The 19,624-nt window shown below is 64.3% G+C and carries 19 protein-coding genes; 9 read left to right on the forward strand and 10 right to left on the reverse strand.

All coding sequences use genetic code 11. The features are described 5' to 3' along the window. The first annotated feature begins 13 nt into the window (after positions 1-13). The 3 genes from NDI54_RS12635 to NDI54_RS12645 all read left to right on the forward strand — a co-directional run bounded on the left by NDI54_RS12635 (position 14) and on the right by NDI54_RS12645 (position 2,083). The gene (locus NDI54_RS12635; protein ID WP_310896795.1) at positions 14-1,039 is read left to right on the forward strand and encodes an amidohydrolase family protein; all 1,026 of its coding nucleotides are present in this window, start codon (positions 14-16) and stop codon (positions 1,037-1,039) included. A gap of 33 nt (positions 1,040-1,072) precedes the next feature. Next, a complete protein-coding gene (locus NDI54_RS12640) occupies positions 1,073-1,528 on the forward strand; it encodes an SHOCT domain-containing protein (protein WP_310896796.1) in 456 nt (151 codons plus the stop codon). Between the two features lie 75 nt (positions 1,529-1,603). Beyond that, on the forward strand, positions 1,604-2,083 hold the full coding sequence (locus NDI54_RS12645; RefSeq protein ID WP_310896797.1) for a universal stress protein: 480 nt from the start codon (positions 1,604-1,606) through the stop codon (positions 2,081-2,083). Positions 2,084-2,106: 23 nt separating this feature from the next. On the opposite strand, the gene NDI54_RS12650 is transcribed toward NDI54_RS12645, so the two are convergent. The 4 genes from NDI54_RS12650 to NDI54_RS12665 all read right to left on the reverse strand — a co-directional run bounded on the left by NDI54_RS12650 (position 2,107) and on the right by NDI54_RS12665 (position 6,968). Next, positions 2,107-3,054, reverse strand: a complete 948-nt coding sequence (locus NDI54_RS12650; protein ID WP_310896798.1) for a biotin--[acetyl-CoA-carboxylase] ligase — start codon at positions 3,052-3,054, stop codon at positions 2,107-2,109. A gap of 70 nt (positions 3,055-3,124) precedes the next feature. Further along, the gene (locus NDI54_RS12655; protein ID WP_310896799.1) at positions 3,125-4,969 is read right to left on the reverse strand and encodes an acetyl-CoA carboxylase biotin carboxylase subunit; all 1,845 of its coding nucleotides are present in this window, start codon (positions 4,967-4,969) and stop codon (positions 3,125-3,127) included. Positions 4,970-5,109: 140 nt separating this feature from the next. Continuing rightward, on the reverse strand, positions 5,110-5,415 hold the full coding sequence (locus NDI54_RS12660; protein WP_064288302.1) for a hypothetical protein: 306 nt from the start codon (positions 5,413-5,415) through the stop codon (positions 5,110-5,112). Between the two features lie 2 nt (positions 5,416-5,417). After that, positions 5,418-6,968 (reverse strand): acyl-CoA carboxylase subunit beta, encoded by a 1,551-nt coding sequence (locus NDI54_RS12665; RefSeq protein ID WP_310896800.1) that lies wholly within the window; start codon positions 6,966-6,968, stop codon positions 5,418-5,420. A 141-nt stretch (positions 6,969-7,109) separates the two neighbouring features. Here NDI54_RS12665 and NDI54_RS12670 point away from each other — a divergent pair, with 141 nt between their 5' ends. Next, positions 7,110-7,733 carry a uracil-DNA glycosylase family protein gene (locus tag NDI54_RS12670; protein WP_310896801.1) on the forward strand — a complete coding sequence of 208 codons (624 nt, stop codon included), beginning with the start codon at positions 7,110-7,112 and terminating at the stop codon, positions 7,731-7,733. A gap of 60 nt (positions 7,734-7,793) precedes the next feature. Here NDI54_RS12670 and NDI54_RS12675 read toward each other — a convergent pair whose 3' ends face one another. After that, a complete protein-coding gene (locus NDI54_RS12675; protein WP_310896802.1) occupies positions 7,794-8,585 on the reverse strand; it encodes a helix-turn-helix transcriptional regulator in 792 nt (263 codons plus the stop codon). A 224-nt stretch (positions 8,586-8,809) separates the two neighbouring features. Between NDI54_RS12675 and NDI54_RS12680 the strand changes: the two genes are divergently transcribed. Next, the gene (locus NDI54_RS12680) at positions 8,810-9,790 is read left to right on the forward strand and encodes a DMT family transporter (protein ID WP_310896803.1); all 981 of its coding nucleotides are present in this window, start codon (positions 8,810-8,812) and stop codon (positions 9,788-9,790) included. Positions 9,791-10,002: 212 nt separating this feature from the next. Further along, a complete protein-coding gene (locus NDI54_RS12685) occupies positions 10,003-10,245 on the forward strand; it encodes a DUF4242 domain-containing protein (RefSeq protein WP_310896804.1) in 243 nt (80 codons plus the stop codon). Between the two features lie 73 nt (positions 10,246-10,318). Here the strand turns inward: NDI54_RS12685 and NDI54_RS12690 are convergent, their stop codons facing one another. Continuing rightward, on the reverse strand, positions 10,319-11,656 hold the full coding sequence (locus NDI54_RS12690) for a sodium-dependent transporter (protein WP_310896805.1): 1,338 nt from the start codon (positions 11,654-11,656) through the stop codon (positions 10,319-10,321). Between the two features lie 164 nt (positions 11,657-11,820). On the opposite strand from NDI54_RS12690, the gene NDI54_RS12695 reads away from it, so the two are divergent. Next, complete coding sequence (locus NDI54_RS12695; RefSeq protein ID WP_310896806.1) at positions 11,821-12,876, forward strand: sensor histidine kinase; 1,056 nt, start codon at positions 11,821-11,823, stop codon at positions 12,874-12,876. A gap of 9 nt (positions 12,877-12,885) precedes the next feature. Here NDI54_RS12695 and NDI54_RS12700 read toward each other — a convergent pair whose 3' ends face one another. Together NDI54_RS12700 and NDI54_RS12705 are read right to left on the reverse strand one after the other, a co-directional pair. Next, positions 12,886-13,596, reverse strand: a complete 711-nt coding sequence (locus NDI54_RS12700) for an SDR family oxidoreductase (RefSeq protein ID WP_310896807.1) — start codon at positions 13,594-13,596, stop codon at positions 12,886-12,888. A gap of 96 nt (positions 13,597-13,692) precedes the next feature. Continuing rightward, positions 13,693-14,649, reverse strand: a complete 957-nt coding sequence (locus NDI54_RS12705) for an NADPH:quinone reductase (protein ID WP_310896808.1) — start codon at positions 14,647-14,649, stop codon at positions 13,693-13,695. A gap of 267 nt (positions 14,650-14,916) precedes the next feature. Here NDI54_RS12705 and NDI54_RS12710 point away from each other — a divergent pair, with 267 nt between their 5' ends. Together NDI54_RS12710 and sop2 are read left to right on the forward strand one after the other, a co-directional pair. Beyond that, complete coding sequence (locus tag NDI54_RS12710) at positions 14,917-17,172, forward strand: methyl-accepting chemotaxis protein (RefSeq protein ID WP_310896882.1); 2,256 nt, start codon at positions 14,917-14,919, stop codon at positions 17,170-17,172. A 2-nt stretch (positions 17,173-17,174) separates the two neighbouring features. Further along, positions 17,175-17,885, forward strand: coding sequence for a sensory rhodopsin II (gene sop2 / locus NDI54_RS12715; RefSeq protein ID WP_310896809.1), 711 nt, complete (start codon positions 17,175-17,177; stop codon positions 17,883-17,885). Positions 17,886-18,017: 132 nt separating this feature from the next. Here the strand turns inward: sop2 and NDI54_RS12720 are convergent, their stop codons facing one another. Together NDI54_RS12720 and NDI54_RS12725 are read right to left on the reverse strand one after the other, a co-directional pair. Continuing rightward, positions 18,018-18,350, reverse strand: coding sequence for a hypothetical protein (locus NDI54_RS12720; RefSeq protein WP_310896810.1), 333 nt, complete (start codon positions 18,348-18,350; stop codon positions 18,018-18,020). 117 nt (positions 18,351-18,467) lie between these two features. Further along, positions 18,468-19,427: a transcription initiation factor IIB gene (locus NDI54_RS12725; protein ID WP_310896811.1), complete on the reverse strand. Its 960-nt coding sequence runs from the start codon at positions 19,425-19,427 to the stop codon at positions 18,468-18,470. Positions 19,428-19,624: the final 197 nt, after the last annotated feature.

Raw genomic sequence — 19,624 nt, forward strand, 5'->3', positions numbered from 1 at the left:
GCGAACAGGGAGTATGATTCTCGAAGGGACGATTCTGACGGGGCGGTCGTTCGAGGCTGTCGAGGGCTGCGTCGTCGTCGAGGACGGGGAGATAACCGCTGTCGAGGAGGCTGCGGTCGACAGCGACGACATCATCGCGCCGTCGTTCGTCAACGCCCACACTCACATCGGCGATTCAATTGCCAAAGAGGCCGGTGAGGGGCTCTCGCTGGAGGAACTGGTCGCGCCGCCGGACGGCCTGAAACACCGACTGCTCCGGGACGCCAGCCGTGACGAACTGGTGGCCGCGATGGCGCGGTCGCTGTCGTTCATGGCGCAGGCCGGCACCGGCGCGTTCATCGAGTTCCGGGAGGGCGGCGTCGAGGGCGTCCGCGCGATACAGGACGCGCTGGCCGGGTCGGACCTCGAAAGCGTGATTCTCGGACGCGAGACGACCGATGCAATGGAGCAGGCCGACGGCTTCGGTGCAAGCGGAGCCAACGACAGCGAGTTCGGGGCGGAGCGACGCGCCACCAGAGAAGCCGGAAAGCTGTTCGGTATCCACGCCGGCGAGGTCGACAGCTCCGATATCAATCCCGCGCTCGATCTGGACCCGGATTTCCTCGTCCACATGGTTCACGCCAAGCCCTTGCATCTCGAACGGGTCGCCGACAGCGAACTTCCCGTCGTCGTCTGCCCCCGGTCGAACATCGTCACCGACGTTGGCCGCCCGCCGGTCGAGGAACTGGCCGACCGGACGACGGTCGCGCTCGGGACGGACAACGTCATGCTCAACAGTCCCTCGATGTTCCGCGAGATGGAGTTCACCGCGAAGCTGTACGACCTCTCGGCCCGCGAAGTGTTGCGGATGGCGACCGTCAACGGGGCCGAGATCGCGGGCCTCGGCGGCGGCCTCATCGAGACCGGACAGCCGGCGCGCCTGCTGGTGCTCGACGGGGACTCGGACAACCTCTCCGGGGCGCGAAATCCGGTCCGGGCCGTGGTCCGTCGCGCTGGGTCGGCCGACGTTCGTCGGGTCATCTATCCGCAGGCGGAGTAATTCTTATCACTGCGAGAACAGTACCCCTGGGTGATGCCCTCCACCACCGACCGCGCCCTGAGTACACCGCTCAAAGTGCTGCTGTACGGCCTGTTAGGGGTCGTTTCGCTGATCGTTGTCCTCACCGTCGTGAGTTTCGTGTTCGAACTGGTGTGGGGCCTGATCGGCCTCCTGTTCGGCATCGTCTCCCTGGCCGCTACCATTGGCGTCATGGCGGCTCTCGGCTACGCCGTGTACTGGCTGGCGTCGAGGGCTATCGGCGGGGACGAGGAAACAGCGTCGGCCACCGACGTGTCTCAGATGCAGAGTACCGGCGGAGCTGGCGTGACCAGCACTGACGAAACAGACCCCGTCGAACGGCTCTCCGAACGCTACGCCAACGGTGAGATAACCGAAGCCGAACTCGAACGACGGCTCGAACGAACCCTCGACGACCAGTCGACCGACGACACCACTGCCGGATTCGAACGGGATAGAGAGTTGAATTGAGCCGGCTCTCCACGTCTCCTGTTGTGTGCTATCGTTTGCCAAACTACTATGCGCTCGGCCGGTCAATAGGACAGTATGTACGACAGAATACTGGTGCCGACAGACGGCTCGGCGGGGATCCGAGACGTACTCGAACACGCTGAGTCGCTCGCAACGGCCCACGGAAGCGAAATACACGGGCTGTACGTCATCGACACCGGCCGGTTCTCGACGCTCCCGAACGAGCCGACGTGGGAGAACGTCACTCAGTCGCTCCACCGCGAGGGCGAGCAGGCACTGGACATGGCGAGGCGACTCATTGATGACGATGTGACCCTCACCCGAGCCACGGCCGAGGGGAGTCCGAGCCGGGAGATCGTCAACTACGCGAGTCAGCACGACTGCGACCTCATCGTGATGGGGACCCACGGCCGCGGCGGCATCGACCGTCTGCTGCTGGGGAGCGTCGCCGAGCGTGTCGTTCGGTCGGCCCACGTCCCGGTCGTCACCGTTCCGGTCGAGACGACGCCGGAGGACGTGCCGGAAGACGAACAGCCCGCGGGCGTCCCCCAGTGAGTCGTCTAATTGCGTCGGCGTTCTCACTCCGTGAGCGGCCGGAGATGCTCGCAATCGCCCGCTGACACGATCTCGGTACCGGATTCTGTCTCGACGACGAGCGAACCGGGGAACTGGATGTCGACCGCTTCGCCCTCGATGGTTCTCGATGGAGTCTCGACCCGGACCTGTTTTCCCAGCGTCGTCGCGTACTCACGCCAGGCGTCGAGCACGCTCTCGGGGTCCTGTCGCAGCGCGTCGAATTCCTCCAGCAGCCGCTGGGTGAACAGCCGACGGTCGACCGGTTCGCCGCGCTCAGCCGAGAGACTCGTCGGATTCGCTTCCTCGGGCAGGTCGCCAGGGTCGACGTTGGCGTTGACGCCGATGCCGACGACGACCCACGAGACGCGGTCGGCCTCGCCTTCCATCTCGGTGAGAATCCCGACCAGTTTTCGCTCCGCGTCGCCGTGACGGACGAGCACGTCGTTGGGCCACTTGATACCGGCCTCGACGCCGGCCTCGCGGGCTGCACGCGTTACCGCGACGGCCGCCGCGAGCGTGAACACTGGTGCGTGGGCCATCGGCACGTCGGGCCGGAACAGCACCGAGAGCCAGACCCCGCCGCTGGGCGAGTGCCAGTCGCGGTCGAGTCGGCCCCGGCCCCCGGTCTGCTCGTCGGCCAGCACCACGAGGTCTGACGCACCCTCGGCCGCCAGGTCCCGGGCGCGTGCGTTCGTGCTCGGGATGCTGTCGTGGTACTCGATGGCAAACGGGGCGTCTAGACCGTATTCGACCGCACTCGCCCCGAACTCCGGAACCGATTCCAGGGCGTAGCCCGCGTCGCCGCTCCCGATTTCGAACCCTTCGTCGCGGAGCGCTTCCACGTGTTTCCAGACCGCAGAGCGGGAGATATCCAGTTCGTCGGCAAGGGCTGGCCCCGATACGGGACCGTCCGCAAGCGCATCGAGCACCCGGTGACGCGTCTCGTTCATACGCACGGCTTCGACCGGCCAGAATAAAAGGCGTCTGCAGACAGCGAGACGACGCGGTGCCCTCTCTAACTCATCCAATCACAAAGAGCAGGTCGCCCATGTCGACGGACTCGCCCTCGCTGACGGCCACGTCGTTGATCGTGCCGCCGCGCTCGGCAACGATGTCGTTTTCCATCTTCATCGCTTCCAGCACGCACAGCACGTCGCCGGCCTCCACCTCGTCGCCTTCCTCGACGTTGACCTCCAGAATCGTACCCTGCATCTCCGCGGCGACTTCCTGACCCTCAGCAGTGGAGGCACTGCCGCCCCCGCTGTCAGAGCTACCGCCGCTCTGTGGCCGCTGTGGCTGATTTCCGCCCTCGGCGTCCACGTCGCCGACGTTGATGGGCGGCGCGCCACGCTCTTCGAGATCGACCTGGAAGCGCTTGCCGTTGACCTCGACGGTGAACTCCCGCTCGACGACCTCCTCATCGTCGTCGCCGTCGGACTCGGTGACGGTGCCCCACTTCTCCTGCGCCTCCTCGACGCGCGTGCGGTCGAGTTGCTCGTCGAGGTACTTCGTGGTGTGCGTGCCGCCGACGAACTTCTCGTCGGTGAGCATCAGGCGGTGGAACGGGACGACGGTCGGAATCCCCTCGATGTCGAAGTCCTTGAGCGCCCGCTTCCCGCGCTCGATACACTCCTCGCGGTCCCCGCCGTAGGTGATGAGCTTCGCGATCATCGAGTCGTAGTCGGTGACGAGGTCATCACCCTGCCGGAGCGCGTCGTCGAGGCGGACGCCGATCCCGCCCGGCGGGTCGTAGGTGTCGAGGCTGCCACCGGTGGCGGGCGCGAAGTCGTTGGCTGCGTTCTCGGCGTTGATCCGGAACTCCATCGCGTGGCCCTCGATCTCCACGTCGTCCTGTGCGAAGGTGATCTCCTCATCCATCGCCACCCGCAGTTGCCACTTGACGATGTCGATGTCGGTGATCTCCTCGGTGACGCAGTGCTCGACCTGAATCCGGGTGTTCACTTCGAGGAAGTAGAAGTTCGCGTCCTCGCCGAGCAGTTCCCCGGGTTCCCGCTCGGTATCCTCCTCGACGAGGAACTCGACGGTCCCGGCGTTGTAGTAGCCCGACTCGCGGACGCCGCGGCGGGCGGAGTCGCCGATTTTCTCGCGGAGGGCATCGTTCAACGCGGGAGACGGTCCCTCCTCGATGACCTTCTGATGGCGGCGCTGGAGCGAGCAGTCACGCTCGCCCAGATGCCGGACGTTGCCGTGGTGGTCGGCGATGATCTGGACCTCGATGTGTCGGGGGTTCTCCAGATAGCGCTCCAGATAGACGGAGTCGTTCGAGAAGTACGCCTCGCCCTCCCGCTTCGCGCTTTCGAGTTGCTCCTCGGCTTCCTCGGGGTCGTGGACGATCTTCATCCCGCGGCCGCCGCCGCCACCTTCGGCCTTGATGGCCACCGGGAAGCCGTTCTCCTCGCCGAACTCGACGACCTCCTCGGGGTCCTCGACCGGGTCGGTCGTTCCCGGGACGATGGGCACGTCGGCCGACTGCATGATCTTGCGGGCCTTCGTCTTCTCGCCCAGTGCCTCCATCGACTCGCTTTCGGGGCCGACCCAGGTGACGCCGTCCGTCTCCTGGACGCGCTCCGCGAAGTCTGCGTTCTCCGCGAGGAAGCCGTACCCAGGGTGGATGGCGTCGGCATCGGCCTGCTTGGCAGCGTCGATAATCGCTTCCTGGTCGAGATAGGAGTCGGCGGCACGGGCCGGACCGACGTTGTACGCCTCGTCCGCATACCGGACGTGCCCGGAATGCTTGTCGGCGTCGGAATAGACGGCCACTGTGCCGATGCCCAACTCCTCGCATGCGCGCATCACGCGCACCGCTATCTCCCCACGATTAGCGACGAGCACCTTATCGAACATACGCCGTCATACTGAGAGTCGGCCCATAAAACTATGCGCAGATAGCGGCCAATCTTACATATATAATCATGCTAGTAAGGGGCACATCGGGGAATCAAGCCACGGCGTCGGCGGCGGACCCGCGATGGAACTGTCCGCGGTCAGAACCGCTCAGTGCGACCGGCGGCGCTCCAGGGGTCGGTCGGCGCGTCGGAGCGGACCCGGACGGACCGCTTTTGCGTGGCCTCGACACGGCCGGAGAACGACCACTGCTTGCCGTCCCAGGAGTCCCCGTCGTCCGCTGCGGCGGCCGCCGCCGCTGCTGCGGCCGCGCGCTGGCGGTCGGTGAGGTGTGCGCCGACGGCGACAGCAATGGCGGCCGCCTCGTCCGTCGAGGCGTCATCGAGCTGTGCGGCGATTTCCGCGACCAGTTCGGCGTCGACCGCCGAGTCTGTATCAGCCGCCATCGTCACAGTGGGATGTTCCCGTGCTTGCGGTCGGGCTGCTCTTTGCGTTTCCCCCGCAGGAGGTCGAGGTCGTCGATGAGTCGCGGGCGGGTCTCCTGGGGCTCGATAACGTCGTCGACGAAGCCGCGCTCGGCCGCCGTGTAGGGATTGGCGAAGGCGTCGCGGTACTCGTCAATGAGTTGCTGCCGGCGGGCCTCCACGTCGTCGGCGTCCTCCAGTTCGTCGTCGTAGAGGACGTTGACCGCGCCCTGTGGCCCCATCACGGCGATTTCGGCGGTGGGCCAGGCGTAGTTCATGTCCGCGCCGATGTGCTTCGACGCCATCACGTCGTAGGCCCCGCCGTAGGCTTTCCGCGTGATGACGGTCACCAGCGGGACGGTGGCCTCGGAGTAGGCGTACAGGAGCTTCGCGCCGTGGTTGATGATGGCGTTGCGCTCCTGGTCTTTGCCGGGCATGAACCCGGGCACGTCGACGAACGTGAGAATCGGGATGTTGAACGCGTCACAGAACCGGACGAAGCGCGCGCCCTTCCGCGAGGCGTTGATATCGAGCGTCCCCGCGTTGACCCGCGGCTGGTTGCCGACGACGCCGACGCTGTGGCCGTCCATGCGGGCGAACCCGATGACGATGTTACGCGCGAAGTCCTCGGCGACCTCGAAGAAGGAGTCTTCGTCGACGATGCGGCCGACCACGTCCGTCATGTCGTAGGGCTTCTGTGGCGCGTCCGGGACGGCCGTCTTCAGTTCTTCGTCCCGGCGCTCGGGGTCGTCCCAGGGCTCGACGCGGGGCGGGTCTTCGACGTTGTTCTGGGGGAGATACGAGAGGAGGTAGCGGATGTCGTCTATCGCCTCCTTCTCGTCGGCGGCCGTGAAGTGGGCGACGCCGGACTCGGAGGCGTGGGTCTTCGCACCGCCGAGTTCGTCGAAGCCGACCTCCTCACCGGTGACCGTTTCGATGACATCCGGCCCGGTGATGAACATGTGACTGGTCTCCTCGACCATGTAGATGAAGTCCGTGATCGACGGGGAGTACACTGCGCCCCCGGCACACGGCCCCATGATCGCCGAAATCTGTGGGACGACGCCGCTGGCCTGCTGATTGCGGTGGAAGATGTCCGCGTAGCCCGCCAGCGAGTCGATCCCCTCCTGAATCCGCGCGCCGGCGGAGTCGTTCAGACCGATGATGGGCGCGCCCGTCTCGATGGCCTTGTCCATCACCTTACAGACTTTCTGTGCGAAGGCTTCGCCCAGCGAGCCGCCGAAAACGGTGAAGTCGTGTGCGAAGACGTACACCTGGCGGCCGTCGACCTTGCCGTAGCCGACGACGACGCCGTCGCCCGGTACTTTCTTCTCGTCCATGTCGAAGTTCGTCGAGCGGTGTTCCCGGAGCGAATCGATCTCGACGAAGGTGTCGTCGTCGAGGAAGTAGTCGATGCGCTCGCGGGCGGTGAGTTTCCCGCGGTCGTGCTGGGCCTCGATCCGCTCCTCACCGCCGCCCCGCTCGGCCGCTGCTTTTCGTTCTCGAAGGTCCTCGACACGGTCATCGTGGCTCACGCGATATCACTTCTCCCGGACCGGAGCATATCCGACTCCTTGCGGGCATCCGAGAAAAGCGTTATCAAACTTAACCATTATTTGCCGTATTCGACAGCCGAAACCGGCGGAGTTTTGACCGCCGGCCTGCTGCTGTCGCGCGTGAAGAACGTCACGGCCCGCCAGCACAACCCCTTCGGCTTCGACGCCCCGTGTGAGCCGTTCGTGCCGGGGTACGGCGACGCCAACGCCCATTTCCACGTCATCGGTGACCATCCGGGCGTCCACGGCGGCGCTACATCCGGTGTCCCGTTTACCGGCAACGCCGCGGGCGAGCGGCTCCAGCGCGCGCTCGTCAGAGCCGGGCTCCTGAGCGAAGCCGGCGACCCGCCGACCGTCGAGAAGACGTACCTGTCGTACCTGTACATGTGCGGCGGCGAGCCGCCGACTGAGGCGGACTACGACGAGTTCGAGCCGCTGTTCGATACGGAGCTTCGAGCGATCACCGCTCACGTACTGCTGCCCGTCGGCGAGCGTGCAACGCGACACGTGTTCGCGAACGCGACATCGGAGCCGACCGAGTCCATAGACATGGACGCCCGCCACGCCACGGAGGTCGTCGGGAGCGGCTGGCTCGTCTACCCAATCAAAGAACCCGCGGAGTGGACCGACGACGACGAAGACGCTCTCGTCGACGCACTGACCGCGCTGCTTGAGACGGACTACCGCCGCGAGGCGGACCTCGGGCGGTTCATGCCGGGCGAGGACCCGTATCTGGTCCGGTAACCGCCGCTGAGCTGTTTTCTACGGGAATAGCGGAATACAGTCGCTCGATACCGCGAGGCGTCACAGCGACCCGTCAGCCGACAGCGGCTCCGCGGACTCCCAGTACGTGTCGAACGTCTCGGTCGCCCACTCGCGGACGGCCGGGGCAGTCGTATCGAGCGACGCCTGTAGAACGCCGCTGTCGTCCCGCAGCAGCATGTGGACCACGTCGTCGGCGATCATCACCGCGAGCGGCACGCCCTCGGGCCGAACCCGGAACGACGCGTTCGGTTCGGCACGCAGCGATTCGAGCCGGCTTCGGAGCCGGTCGTCCGCCGTCAGCGCGTCTATCGCGCCGGGGGAGAACACACCCGAGAACTGCTGGTCGCCGGCGGCCACCCGCTCCTGAACGACGCGTATCGTCTGGTCGTTGAACGCATGGGAGAAGGTCTGGACTTTCTCGGCGTCCCGCAGCAGGTCCAGCAGCCGCTGGACCGGCGCGTTCGGGCGCGTCTGGCTCGGGACGGTGATCGTGGCATCGGCCAGATGGCGGAGGTCGAAGTCCATCGCGTCGGTCGGGAGGTACTGAACGATATCCCGCAGGCCCCGCTCGGTTTCGAGGATATCTAGCAGGTCAGTGAATCCGTCGGCGACGATGTGACCCGTCGCCGTCGCGACATACTCGCCGCCCGTCCGGCGAATCCACGACCGATTCTCGAAGTCCGCGATAATGCGGCCGAGCGTCGCCTGCGACGCGCCGGTTTCGGCCGCGAGCTCCCCGCGTGAGTGTGGCTCCGCCGCCAGGAGCCGTAGCACTTCGACCCGGTTCGACGAGAGCGCGAGGAACTCGATCTCTTCGAGCGCCGATTCCATACCGCCTCCTTTGAGACTGTGTCCTAAAGCGCTTTCGCAGTGTGAAATAGTTTCACACCGTGAATATCCGCCACGGGTATTCGGTCCTTTCGCGTTATGTAAGATTTTCTAAACGCTCCTATAAACCCCGATCCCGTACCGTAGAGTACGATGACTCAGGTTCTTTCACGCGTTCTCTCTGTCGGCTGTGCAGTCGTTTCAGAAATTACACACGAGGTGGCGGCATGATTTCGCGCCGCACGCTCGCCTTCGCTGCGGTCGCCGGCGTCCTGTTCGGCGGGACGTTCGTCGGGGCGAAAGCAGGGCTGTCGTATCTCCCGCCGCTGCTGTTCGTCGCCCTGCGATTCGATATCGCCGCCGTCGTCCTCCTCGGCTACGTCGTCGTGACCCGATCCCGGGCTGACCTGCTTCCGCGGACCCGCGGCGACGTGCTAGGGATCCTCTCGACGGGCCTGTTCGCCATCGGTCTCGCGAACGCGCTGATGTTCGTGGGCCAGCAGTCCGCCACCAGCGCTGTCGCCGCCATCGTCTTTAGTCTCAACCCGATTCTGACGCCGGTTTTCGCCGCCATTCTGCTCTCCGACGAGCGGCTTTCGGCCCGTGGCGGCCTCGGCATGATTATCGGCTTGCTCGGCGTCGGCCTCGTCGTCAGCCCCGACCCGGCGATGCTCCTCAGCGGTGGCATCGGCAAACTCGTCCTGTTCGCCGGCGCGACCAGTGCGGCGCTGGGCAGCGTCCTCATTCGATGGTCCGACGGCGGCCTGTCGAGCACGGTCCGGACGGCGTGGGCGCTCCCCGTCGCGGCCGTCCTCTGTCACGCCTTGAGCGTCGGCACGGGCGAATCGGCGGCCACGGCAGTCTGGTCACCGACCGCGATAGCGGCCCTGCTGTACGTCGGCATCTTCGCCGGTGCGGTCGCCTACATCGCCTACTTCGGCCTGCTCGACACGACCGGTGCAATCCAGGCCAACCTCATCTTCTACGTGGTCCCCGTCGTGTCGACGCTGGGCGGCTGGGCGCTGCTCGGGGAGACCATCACCTCGACGGCGGTCGCGGGCTTCCTGACTATCTTCGCCGGCTTCGCAGTACTCGGCAGCGAATCGGTCGATGTCCGCGCGCTGCTTTCGGCCGGGACCGACGAGACTGACGCCGCGACGGACGGGTTTGGACTCGCGGGCGAATCGCGTGGTTTCGAGTCCGACTGAGACGGGCTGTTGGCGTCACAGCCCTGTGCTGCCCCCGATTTGAAACTGCCAGCACAGAAAAACAGTATCCCACTGTGGATCACAACATACCGGTCGGTCTTGCGAAGCGTGTTCATGGGCTGTAACTCAGTTAATCAGTAGCCGGCGTCGCGTGAAATTGTTGGTGTACTAACACACCTCCGGTTGTATCGCTACGTGCTATGCCACTGTATATGGATGTCCACAGAGATGTTGACGCCACCGTCGAAGACGTTGTTCAGGCTCACGAGAAAGACGTTGAAGCACAAGACAAACACGGTGTAAAATACCTGAACTACTGGGTCGACGAGGACGAAGGTGCCGTCTTCTGTCTGTTTGAAGGTCCGAGCAAAGAAGCGGGTGAGAAAGTTCACGAAGAAGCCCACGGACTCACTGCGGACGAGATCTTTGAGGTTACACAGGGCGAGGCGAACTGAAACCAGTACGCTACTGTGTGGCTGCTGAAAGCGGTCTGAACGATGCCCGGATATATTGACTGCTGGACGCCGTCTATATCGGCGGGATGATTGCGGGGTCCTCAGTGAGGAACAGTGTCTGCAGTCCGAGTGCCAGCGTCAGGAGGACGCCGAGGATAACCACCGTCCGGACCATCCAGAGCCAGGTCGGACCGAACGCCCGGAGTCCGCCCGTTCCCTGCCGCAGTTCAGCAACTGCGTTCGAGGAGAGGACCCAGCCGACGAACACCAGGATGAGTAGCACCGACAGCGGGAGGAACAGCTTGTACGCGAGTGTGTCGAACCAGCCGAACCACGCCAGGTTCCAGGCCGACGGCAGACCCAGAATGAACAGCCCAACCCCGAGCAGTGCTGCCAGTGAGACTCGCGAGTACGACGTGTTGTCAACGCCGTAGGAGACGACAACTTCCAGCAGGCTGATCGCAGAGGATATCGCGGCGATGAGGACGACGCCGAAGAACACCACGCCGAGGAGCCGTCCCGCCGGGAGCTGTGCGAACGCCGACGCCATGGCGACGAATATCGCTGATGGGCCACTGGTGTCGGGACTGACGCCGATGGCAAAGAGAATCGGGAACACGACGAGCCCCGCAAGCACACCGACGAGCGTGTTCGTCACGACGATGATGCCCCCATCAACCGGGAGGCTCTCGTCGTCACCGATGTACGAGGAGTAGGTGATCATGGCCGCCATTCCCAGCGAGAGGGTGAAAAACGCCTGTCCGACGGCGAACGGGATCAGATCGCCGGCGTTCGCCGCAAGCGTCGAAAAGTCCGGCGAGAGGAAGTAGCTGTAGCCAGCCCCTGCCCCGTCGAGCGTGGTGACCCAGGCCGCCATCCCGAGCATGAGGATGACGATGCTGGGGACCATCACCTTCGTCGCCTTCTCGATACCGTTCTCGACACCCACAGCGACAATGCCGACACAGATCAGCAGGAACAGCGCCTGCCCGGCGACGGCCGCTGGACCACTGGAGATTGCGCCGAAGTACTCCGCGGAGTTGCCGAAGTATGCGCCCGTCGCGCTGCCGAGGATATACCGCATGACCCACCCCCCGACGACGTTGTAATACGAGAGAATCCAGAAGCCCGTAAAGACACCCAGGCCACCGACGACCCGCCACTGCTTGAAACCGAGTTCGGCGAACGCGTCGACGGCATTCCGGTTCGTCCGCCGTCCGATGACGAACTCCGCCAGCATCGCCGGGAAGCCGATGAGCAACACGGCCGCGAGATAGAACACCAGGAACACCGCACCGCCGTTCGTCGCGGTCTTGAACGGGAACTGCCAGATGTTTCCGAGCCCGACTGCGCTACCGATGGCTGCGAGGATGAACCCGAGCCGTGACGCCCACGTCTCTCTGTCACTCATTGTGCCGCCGGATATTCCTTTGGCGAATAAAACCACCGTGATTCTCGGCCGCAGTACCAGTCGGTGGTACCGGCGGGAAAACGTCCCCTTCGAACCCGAACAGTATCAACTGAGAGAATCGCGGTGATACCTTTTTGCCGGTCGTTTCCCGACAGAGGGTACACGTGACTACGAAACGTATTCTCGGGTGTGGGACGCTTACGCTGACCGGCGGGGGGCTGGGGCTGGTGTCGGTACGGCAGTTGGTCGGCGTCACGAACGGCCTCGTCGAGACGGTGATCGCGGTGTTTGGCCTGCTGATCGGTCTCGGTTTTTTGGCGGGTAGCGGTGTCCTCCTCCGCAGCGATCTCCGCACGAAACACGTGCTCAGAGTCGCCGGCTGGAACCTTCTTGGCATCGTCGCAACGTCGGCCGTGCTGATCCTGATTCTGCTCTATCAGCGGTCGAGCGGGGGGACGCTCCTCGCACCACTGTTCAGCGGGACGATCATCGTCGGCGTCAGCGCCACGGCACACGTTCTCATCGGTGTGAACGATGTCCGGCGGATACGGGCGCGAAACCTCGCGCGCCAGCGGGAGAAATCGACCGTGATGAACCGCCTCATCCGCCACGACCTGAAACACAGCGCACAGGTGTTGCTCGGGCTTGGGGACGCACTCGCCGGCACTCCGAACCCGGACGTGGACGACATCGGGGACCGCGTACGAACGGTGGGGTCCGACCTCGCCGAGATCGATAGTCAGGTCGAGACGGTGACCGACCTCATCGAAACGGATGAAGTCTCCCGCGAGCCGGTGGCCCTCGCCACTCTCATCGAGGAGAGCGTCACGGAACTGCGACCGCAGTTTCCCGATGCCACAATGAACGTGAACGCTGACGAGAACGCCCGTGCGCTGGCCGGCGAGCCGCTCACAATCGCGTTCAGCGAACTGATGGAGAATGCGCTGGTCCACGGCGGCGACCCGGCGACCGTGGCCATCCACGTCGCGGCTGAACCGAAGTCGGTCACGGTGTCGGTCAGCGACGACGGCCCCGGCATTCCGGAGAGCGAGCGCGACCTGATCAGCGGCGAGCAAGCGGTGACACAGCTAACCCACAGCAACGGGCTGGGGCTGTGGCTGTCCAAGTGGGTCGTCGAGGCCTACGGCGGCACACTCGAATTCGGCGCGGATGACGATGACGGCGCGACGGTCACAGTGCGACTGGACAGAGCGGACTGACTCTCGGGGTCAGGCTTCGCCGTACACTGGCACTGCCGCGCCGCTCGTGGCCGTCGCGGCGTCCGAACAGAGGAACAACAGCACGGCCGCGATCTCGTTCGGATCGACCCACTTTTCGAAGTCGGAGTCGGGCATCATCTCGCGGTTCATCGGCGTGTCGATGACGCTCGGCATCACGGCGTTAGCTCGCACTGACCCGGAGTTTTCTGCCGCGATAGTCTCTGTCAGCAGTCGGACGCCGGCCTTCGACGCACGGTAGATCCCGTCGCCCTCGCCGCCTTCCAGCGACGACCGCGCGGAAACAGAGACGATGGCACCCTCCGTCTCCTGCAGGTGCGGCACGGCGTGTTTCGACGCCAGGAACATCGTCTTCAGGTTCACGTCGAACAGGAAATCGAACGTGTCCGCGTCCGTCTCGTGGATCGGTGTGCCGCCGCGCCAGGTCCCGGCGATGTTCAGCAGGTAGTCCAGCCGCCCGTGTTCGTCAATAACTGCGTCGATGGTCGCGGCAACGTCGTCCTCGTCGCTGAAGTCCGCCTGGTGGAAATCCACGCGGTCGGGCTCGGCCAGCAGGAAGTCCTCCGTGTTCGGCTCGATGATGTCGCTGCCACAAACAGTCGTGCCGGCCTCGAGAAAGGCGTTTGCGACCGCGCTGCCCAGCGCCCCGCCAACGCCGGTGACCAGTGCTACCTCGCCGTCGAAGTCAAACTCGACTGACATACACGTGTCAACGAATAGCACGCCGATAAAGGTCCGTTTCCGATCGTCGGGGGCGGGGTTTCGAACACCAGCAGGGAGCGATTCAGACCGACCGTGCTACGGCGTGACGACGAGTTTGCCGAGGAAGCTGTCGGTCAGCACGTCGTCGTGTGCCTGGGCGACCGCATCGAGGTCGTAGCGCCGGGCGACAACCGGCGTTAGCTCGTCGTCGGCCATGAGCGTGGCAAGCCGGTCAAGCACCGCGCCGAACTCGGGCGTGTTGAACATCGAGACGTGGTGGACGCTGAGGGCCTTCGCCCGGCACCGCGGGACGTTCTCGAAAGTCGCCGCGAGGTCGGTGTTGCCGATGGCAGCGATCCGAGCGCCCTGGGCGGCCACTTCGGCGTCGAACGCGAGGTAGTCGTCGAGCCGGTGGTCGAGAATCACGTCCGGCGCGCCAGCGTCGACCACCGCATCGGCGAGGTCGTCCCGGCTGTAATCGAACACGTCGTCCGCGCCGAGGTCGGCCAGTTGGCTGTGGTAGGTCGGCGACGCGGTCGTGGTGACCCGGGCTCCGTTCGCCGCGGCTAACTGGACCGCGACGTGGCCGACGCCGCCGCTACCGCCGTGAATCAGCGCCCGCTCGGCCGGCTCCAGCGAGCAGGCGTCAACAAGCGTCTGCCAGGCAGTGACGCCGACGAGGGCGACGGCTGCGCCCGCCTCGGCGGACACCCCTTCGGGGAGGTGGGCCAGATGCGACTCGGGGACAGTGACGTACTCCGCACAGGTCCCCTGGAGCCAATTGCCAAGCCCGGTCGCGAACGCCCGGTCGCCCTCGGCGAAGTCGGCCACGCTTTCGCCGGTCGCAGCGACGGTCCCGGCACAGTCGGAGCCGGGCGTCCAGGGTAGTTCGCCCGGTTCGTAGTCGCCGGTTCGGAAGTACGTATCGACCGGGTTGACCGCCGCGGCCGTTACTTCGAGCAGGACCTCCTCGGGACCTGGTGTGGGTCGTTCGACATCGTCGACGCGGAGCACGTCCGCCCCGCCGTACTCGTGGAATCGTACAGCGCGCATTGGGATATGGGTCACGTGGTGTCGGCAAAACCTTTCCCCACGGGACCACGCCGAGACCCGACTGAATGTGCCTTCAGAACGACCCGAACAATCGGCGTGTGTCGCGCTGAAGGAGTCCGGTATCGACGATAGCCGTATCGCTTATCAGGCATGAGAATTGCGGAACAACGCTTTATTAGCGTCTTTCCGTACCATTGGCTGATGGAACCAGATAGGGACTCGCCGCTCCCGAGTGTTATTGCCGGCAGTTACGCTGCCAGACTCGGTGTGGCGCTTTCGTTTGCGATACTCGTCATTATCGCAGTCGGTGTCCTGACAAGCGTGCAGGCGTCCGCGACGCTGGAGGAAGACGTGACGGACGACATCACGGCACTGTCAGAGACACAGGCCGCACAGTTAGATGACTGGCTGACGACATCGCGGCGGAACGTCCGGTCAACGTCGCGACTCCCCGTATTTACCGAGGGGACGGCCACGGAGAAACAGCAACGACTGGAACAGTTACGGACGAACGAGGAGTTGCCGCCCGGTGTCGTCGCGGTACACTATCTCGACACCGAAACGAACGAGATCCGGGCCAGTTCGAACCGGGAGTTCATCGGCGTGAACGCCGCAGACCAGGGGGCCCCGTTCGCCACGAATCCGCCGCAGTTCGACAGTCCCGACGACACGCACGTGACGGAGCCGTTCTCGGTCTCGCTCGTCGAGAACCCGATTATCGCCGTTGTATCCCCGATTCCAGGGGCGGACAACCGAGCGCTCGTGTACATGATCGACCTCCGCCAGAAGGCCGACCAGATCTCGAACCAGCGCGAGGGGTCATTTACCACGGTCGTCGGCACTGACGGCGAGTTCGTCTCCCATCCAAACACGTCGATGATCGGCGCGACGGCACCGATCTCGCAGATGGAGTCGGATCCGCTCGGGACGCTCGAACCCGGACAGAGTTCCTTCCACGAGACAGACAGTATGCTGATGGGGCTCACCCACCTGGAATCCCAGGACTGGGTCGTCATGGTCCACTCGGACCCGGCGGTCGCGTACGCCTTGAGCGACCAGATCAACTCCGACCTCATCGGCCTCATTCTGCTCGCCGTCGTCAACCTCGGCCTCATCGGGGTCACAATCGGCGGAAACACGATTGCCTCGCTCCGGCGGCTCTCCGCCAAAGCCGAAGCGATGGCCGACGGCGACCTCGACATCGACCTGGAGACCTCCCGTGAAGACGAGTTCGGAACGCTGTACGGGGCTTTCGACAACATGCGGACGAACCTCCGCACACAGATCTCTGAGGCCGAAACCGCCCGCGAGGAGGCCGAGCAAGCGAAGGAGCAGGCCGAGACGGCCCGCGAGGAAGTCGAGTCCGAGCGCAACGAGATGGAGGCCCTGACCGGCCACCTCGAACTCAAGGCCCAGCAGTACAGCGACGCGCTCGAGGCCGCTGCCAACGGCGACCTGACCGCCCGCGTGGACACGGACAGTATGAACGACGCGATGGCCGAGGTCGGCGAGGACATCAACACGACGCTGGATGCACTCGAAGACACCATCGCCGACATGAAGGCGTTCGCGACGAACGTCATCCAGTCCAGCGACCGTGTCAATTCGAACGCGGAGCGGGTCGACCAGGCCAGCAAGCAGGTGTCGAAGTCGATCAACGAGATTTTCGAAGGGACGACCGAGCAAAACGAGGGGCTCGAATCGGCCGCCGCCGAGATGCAGAACCTCTCGGCGACCGCACAGCAAGTCGCCTCCTCAGCACAGCAGGTCGCGACCACCTCCCAGTCGGCCGCGGAGGTCGGTGAGGACGGCCGCGAAGCCGCACAGGAGGCCATCGCGGAGATGAGCGCCATCGAGGACGAGACCGGCGAGACCGTTGCGGAGATCAACGCACTCGACGACGAACTCGACGAGATCGGCGAGATCGTCGGCGTCATCACGAGCATCGTCGAGCAGACGAACATGCTCGCGCTGAACGCGTCCATCGAAGCGGCACACGCCGACGGGGACGGCGAAGGGTTCGCCGTCGTTGCCGACGAGATCAAGGGCCTCGCGGAGGAGACCAAGGAGGCCGCCGCCGACATCGAACAACGCATCGAAGGCATTCAGGAGCAGGCCGGCGACACCGTCGAGACGATGGAGTCGACCAGTACCCGGATCACCGAAGGCGTCGCCACGGTCGAGGAGACCGTCGACGCGCTGGAGACGATTGTGGAGTACACGGAAGAGGTCGACACCGGCATTCAGGAGATCGACCGGGCGACCGAGGAGCAGGCCCGGACCGCACAGGACGTGATGGGGACCATCGACGACCTGACGACGATCAGTCAGCAGACCGCGACGGAGGCGGATACGGTGGCTGGCGCGGCACAGGACCAGTCGGCGTCTATCGACGAAGTGTCGGACTCCGCGACGGAACTCCGACAGCGGGCTAACGATCTCGAATCGCTTCTGGACCGCTTCACCGTCGAAAACTCGGCTGGGACGGACACCGACAGCACGGCCGCGGTGGGGGACGACTAACAATGGCAACGATAACCACCTGGTTCACGCTGGGACTACTGGGCGAACTGCTCGGGACGGCCGTGCTGGCGTACGGCTACACGCTCGTTCCCGAAGAGACGCGAAAGCGATACCTGCTGTTGATCGCGATTCCGGGTATCGCCATCGTCGCTTACGCACTGATGGCGATGGGCTTTGGCTCGATTCAGAGCGAGGGCCACGCGGTGTACGTGATCCGCTACGCCGACTGGCTGTTGACGACCCCGATCAACGTCCTGTTCCTGGCGCTGCTCGCCGGCGCGAGCCGGGAGGACACGGTGAAACTCGTCGTCCTGCAGGCGTTGACTATCGTCTTTGGCTTCGCCGGCGCGGTCACGCCGTCGCCGATCAGCTACGGGCTGTTCGCGGTCGGTGCGACGCTGTTCGGCGGCGTCATCTACCTCCTCTATCGGAACGTCGCGGCAGCCGCTGAGTCGACGCTCTCGGACGTGGAGATGAGCCTGTACCGCACGCTCCGGAACTTCGTCGTCGTCCTCTGGCTGGTGTATCCGGTCGTCTGGCTGGTCGGCGCGGCGGGGCTGGGACTGATGGACGTGGAGACGGCGTCGCTCGTTATCGTCTACCTTGACGTAGTCACGAAGGTCGGCTTTGGCGTCATCGCGCTGCTGGCGATGATGAACCTCGGGACAGTCAGCGATACCGACGACGAGATGGTGGCAACTGCAGGAGATTAGCGAGGGGCGCGACCGTAGGGAGCGGCCCTCGTTAGTGCGAACGGCGACAGAAGGAGCCGTGAGCAGGGAGCGGCCACGACATTACGAGTAATTCACTACGCGCTGTTTTATTGCGACAGCAACGAATGGCAGTCAGGACCTGTCTTCACTCACGGTTCCAGCGGTCTCTGATTCCTCGGTCGCGTCGGCCGTCTCAGTTTCATCCAGGCTCTCGAGTGCGTCCGGAAGCTGGTTCTCGATGAGCCAGAACGTCAGCCGGTAGACGCCGTAGCCGAGTACGACAAACAGCACCAGGTCGATGAGATACAGTTCGAGGAACTCGAGGAGCGAGATCTCGTTGAGCGCGAGGTCACCGGAGAGAATGAGAAACTCGAGCGTGGCGACAACGAACAGCGCCGGGGCAAAGAGAATAATCAGGCCGATAACAAGAAGTGCGATCCGTTTCTGTGACGGAGAGATAGGCATACCTAGGGTATCGCGTCCAGACAGATAGTTCTGCACACTGCCTGTGTCGGTCGTGCCCGTATTCGTGTTGCGACCGACGGATGTACTATCGCACAAAAACGCGGCGGGAGCGACCAGTCAGTGGATGCCCATCGCTTCGATCTGCTCTTGATACCGGTTCCGGATGGTGACCTCCGTCACCTGGGCCACGTCAGCGACCTCGCGCTGGGTCTTCTTCTCGTTGCACAGCAGCGAGGCGGCGTAGATGGCCGCGGCGGCATAGCCAGTGGGCGACTTGCCCGAGAGCAGGCCCTGTTCGGCGGTGGTGTCGATAATCTCGTTGGCCTTGGACTGGACCTCCTCGGAGAGTTCCAGTTCGGAAGCGAAGCGTGGCACGTACTGCTTGGGGTCGACCGGCTCCATCTTCAGTTCGAGTTCCTGGGCGACGTAGCGGTACGTCCGCCCGATCTCTTTCTGTTCGACCCGGGACACGTCCGAGACTTCCTCCAGACTGCGGGGGATGCCTTCCTGTCGACAGGCCGCATACAGGCAGGCGGTGGCGACACCCTCGATGGAGCGTCCGCGGATGAGGTCCTCGTTGAGTGCCCGTCGGTAGATGACCGAGGCGACTTCCCGGACCGACCGCGGGACGCCGAGTGCGCTGGCCATGCGGTCGATCTCCGACAGCGCGAACTGCAGGTTCCGTTCGCCGGCGTCTTTGGTTCGGATGCGTTCCTGCCACTTCCGGAGGCGGTGCATCTGGCTCCGCTTCTCCGAGGAGAGCGACCGACCGTAGGCGTCCTTGTCCTTCCAGTCGATCTGTGTGGTCAGCCCCTTGTCGTGCATCGTCTGGGTCGTGGGGGCTCCGACGCGTGACTTGGACTGGCGTTCGGAGTGATTGAACGCCCGCCACTCCGGCCCGCGGTCGATGTTCTCGTCCTCGATGACGAGGCCACAGTCCTCGCAGACGAGTTCACCACCGCCGTCGCTGGATATGGACTCCGACTCACACTCGGGACAGGTCTGCTGGCCCGTGCTCTCGGACTCCTCCTCGCGTTCCTCCTGGTCAGACTCCCGCTGGCGCGTGGGCCGTTCCATGTGTTCTTTTACGGAGAAAAGCTAATGACGTATAAATGTTTGGGCGAGACCGATAGTTTTGCCTGATTTGAACCCCGGTCAGAAAGGATAGATGGAATAATGATGTTAAATTTAACTAGAACAGTGTATGTTTCGGACGAGTGGCAGGTGTAACCGCCCGTCGTACCCGCGTATTGCTCCGGGACGACGGTGGAACG

Source organism: Haloarcula terrestris (assembly GCF_031624315.1).
Lineage (GTDB): Archaea > Halobacteriota > Halobacteria > Halobacteriales > Haloarculaceae > Haloarcula > Haloarcula terrestris.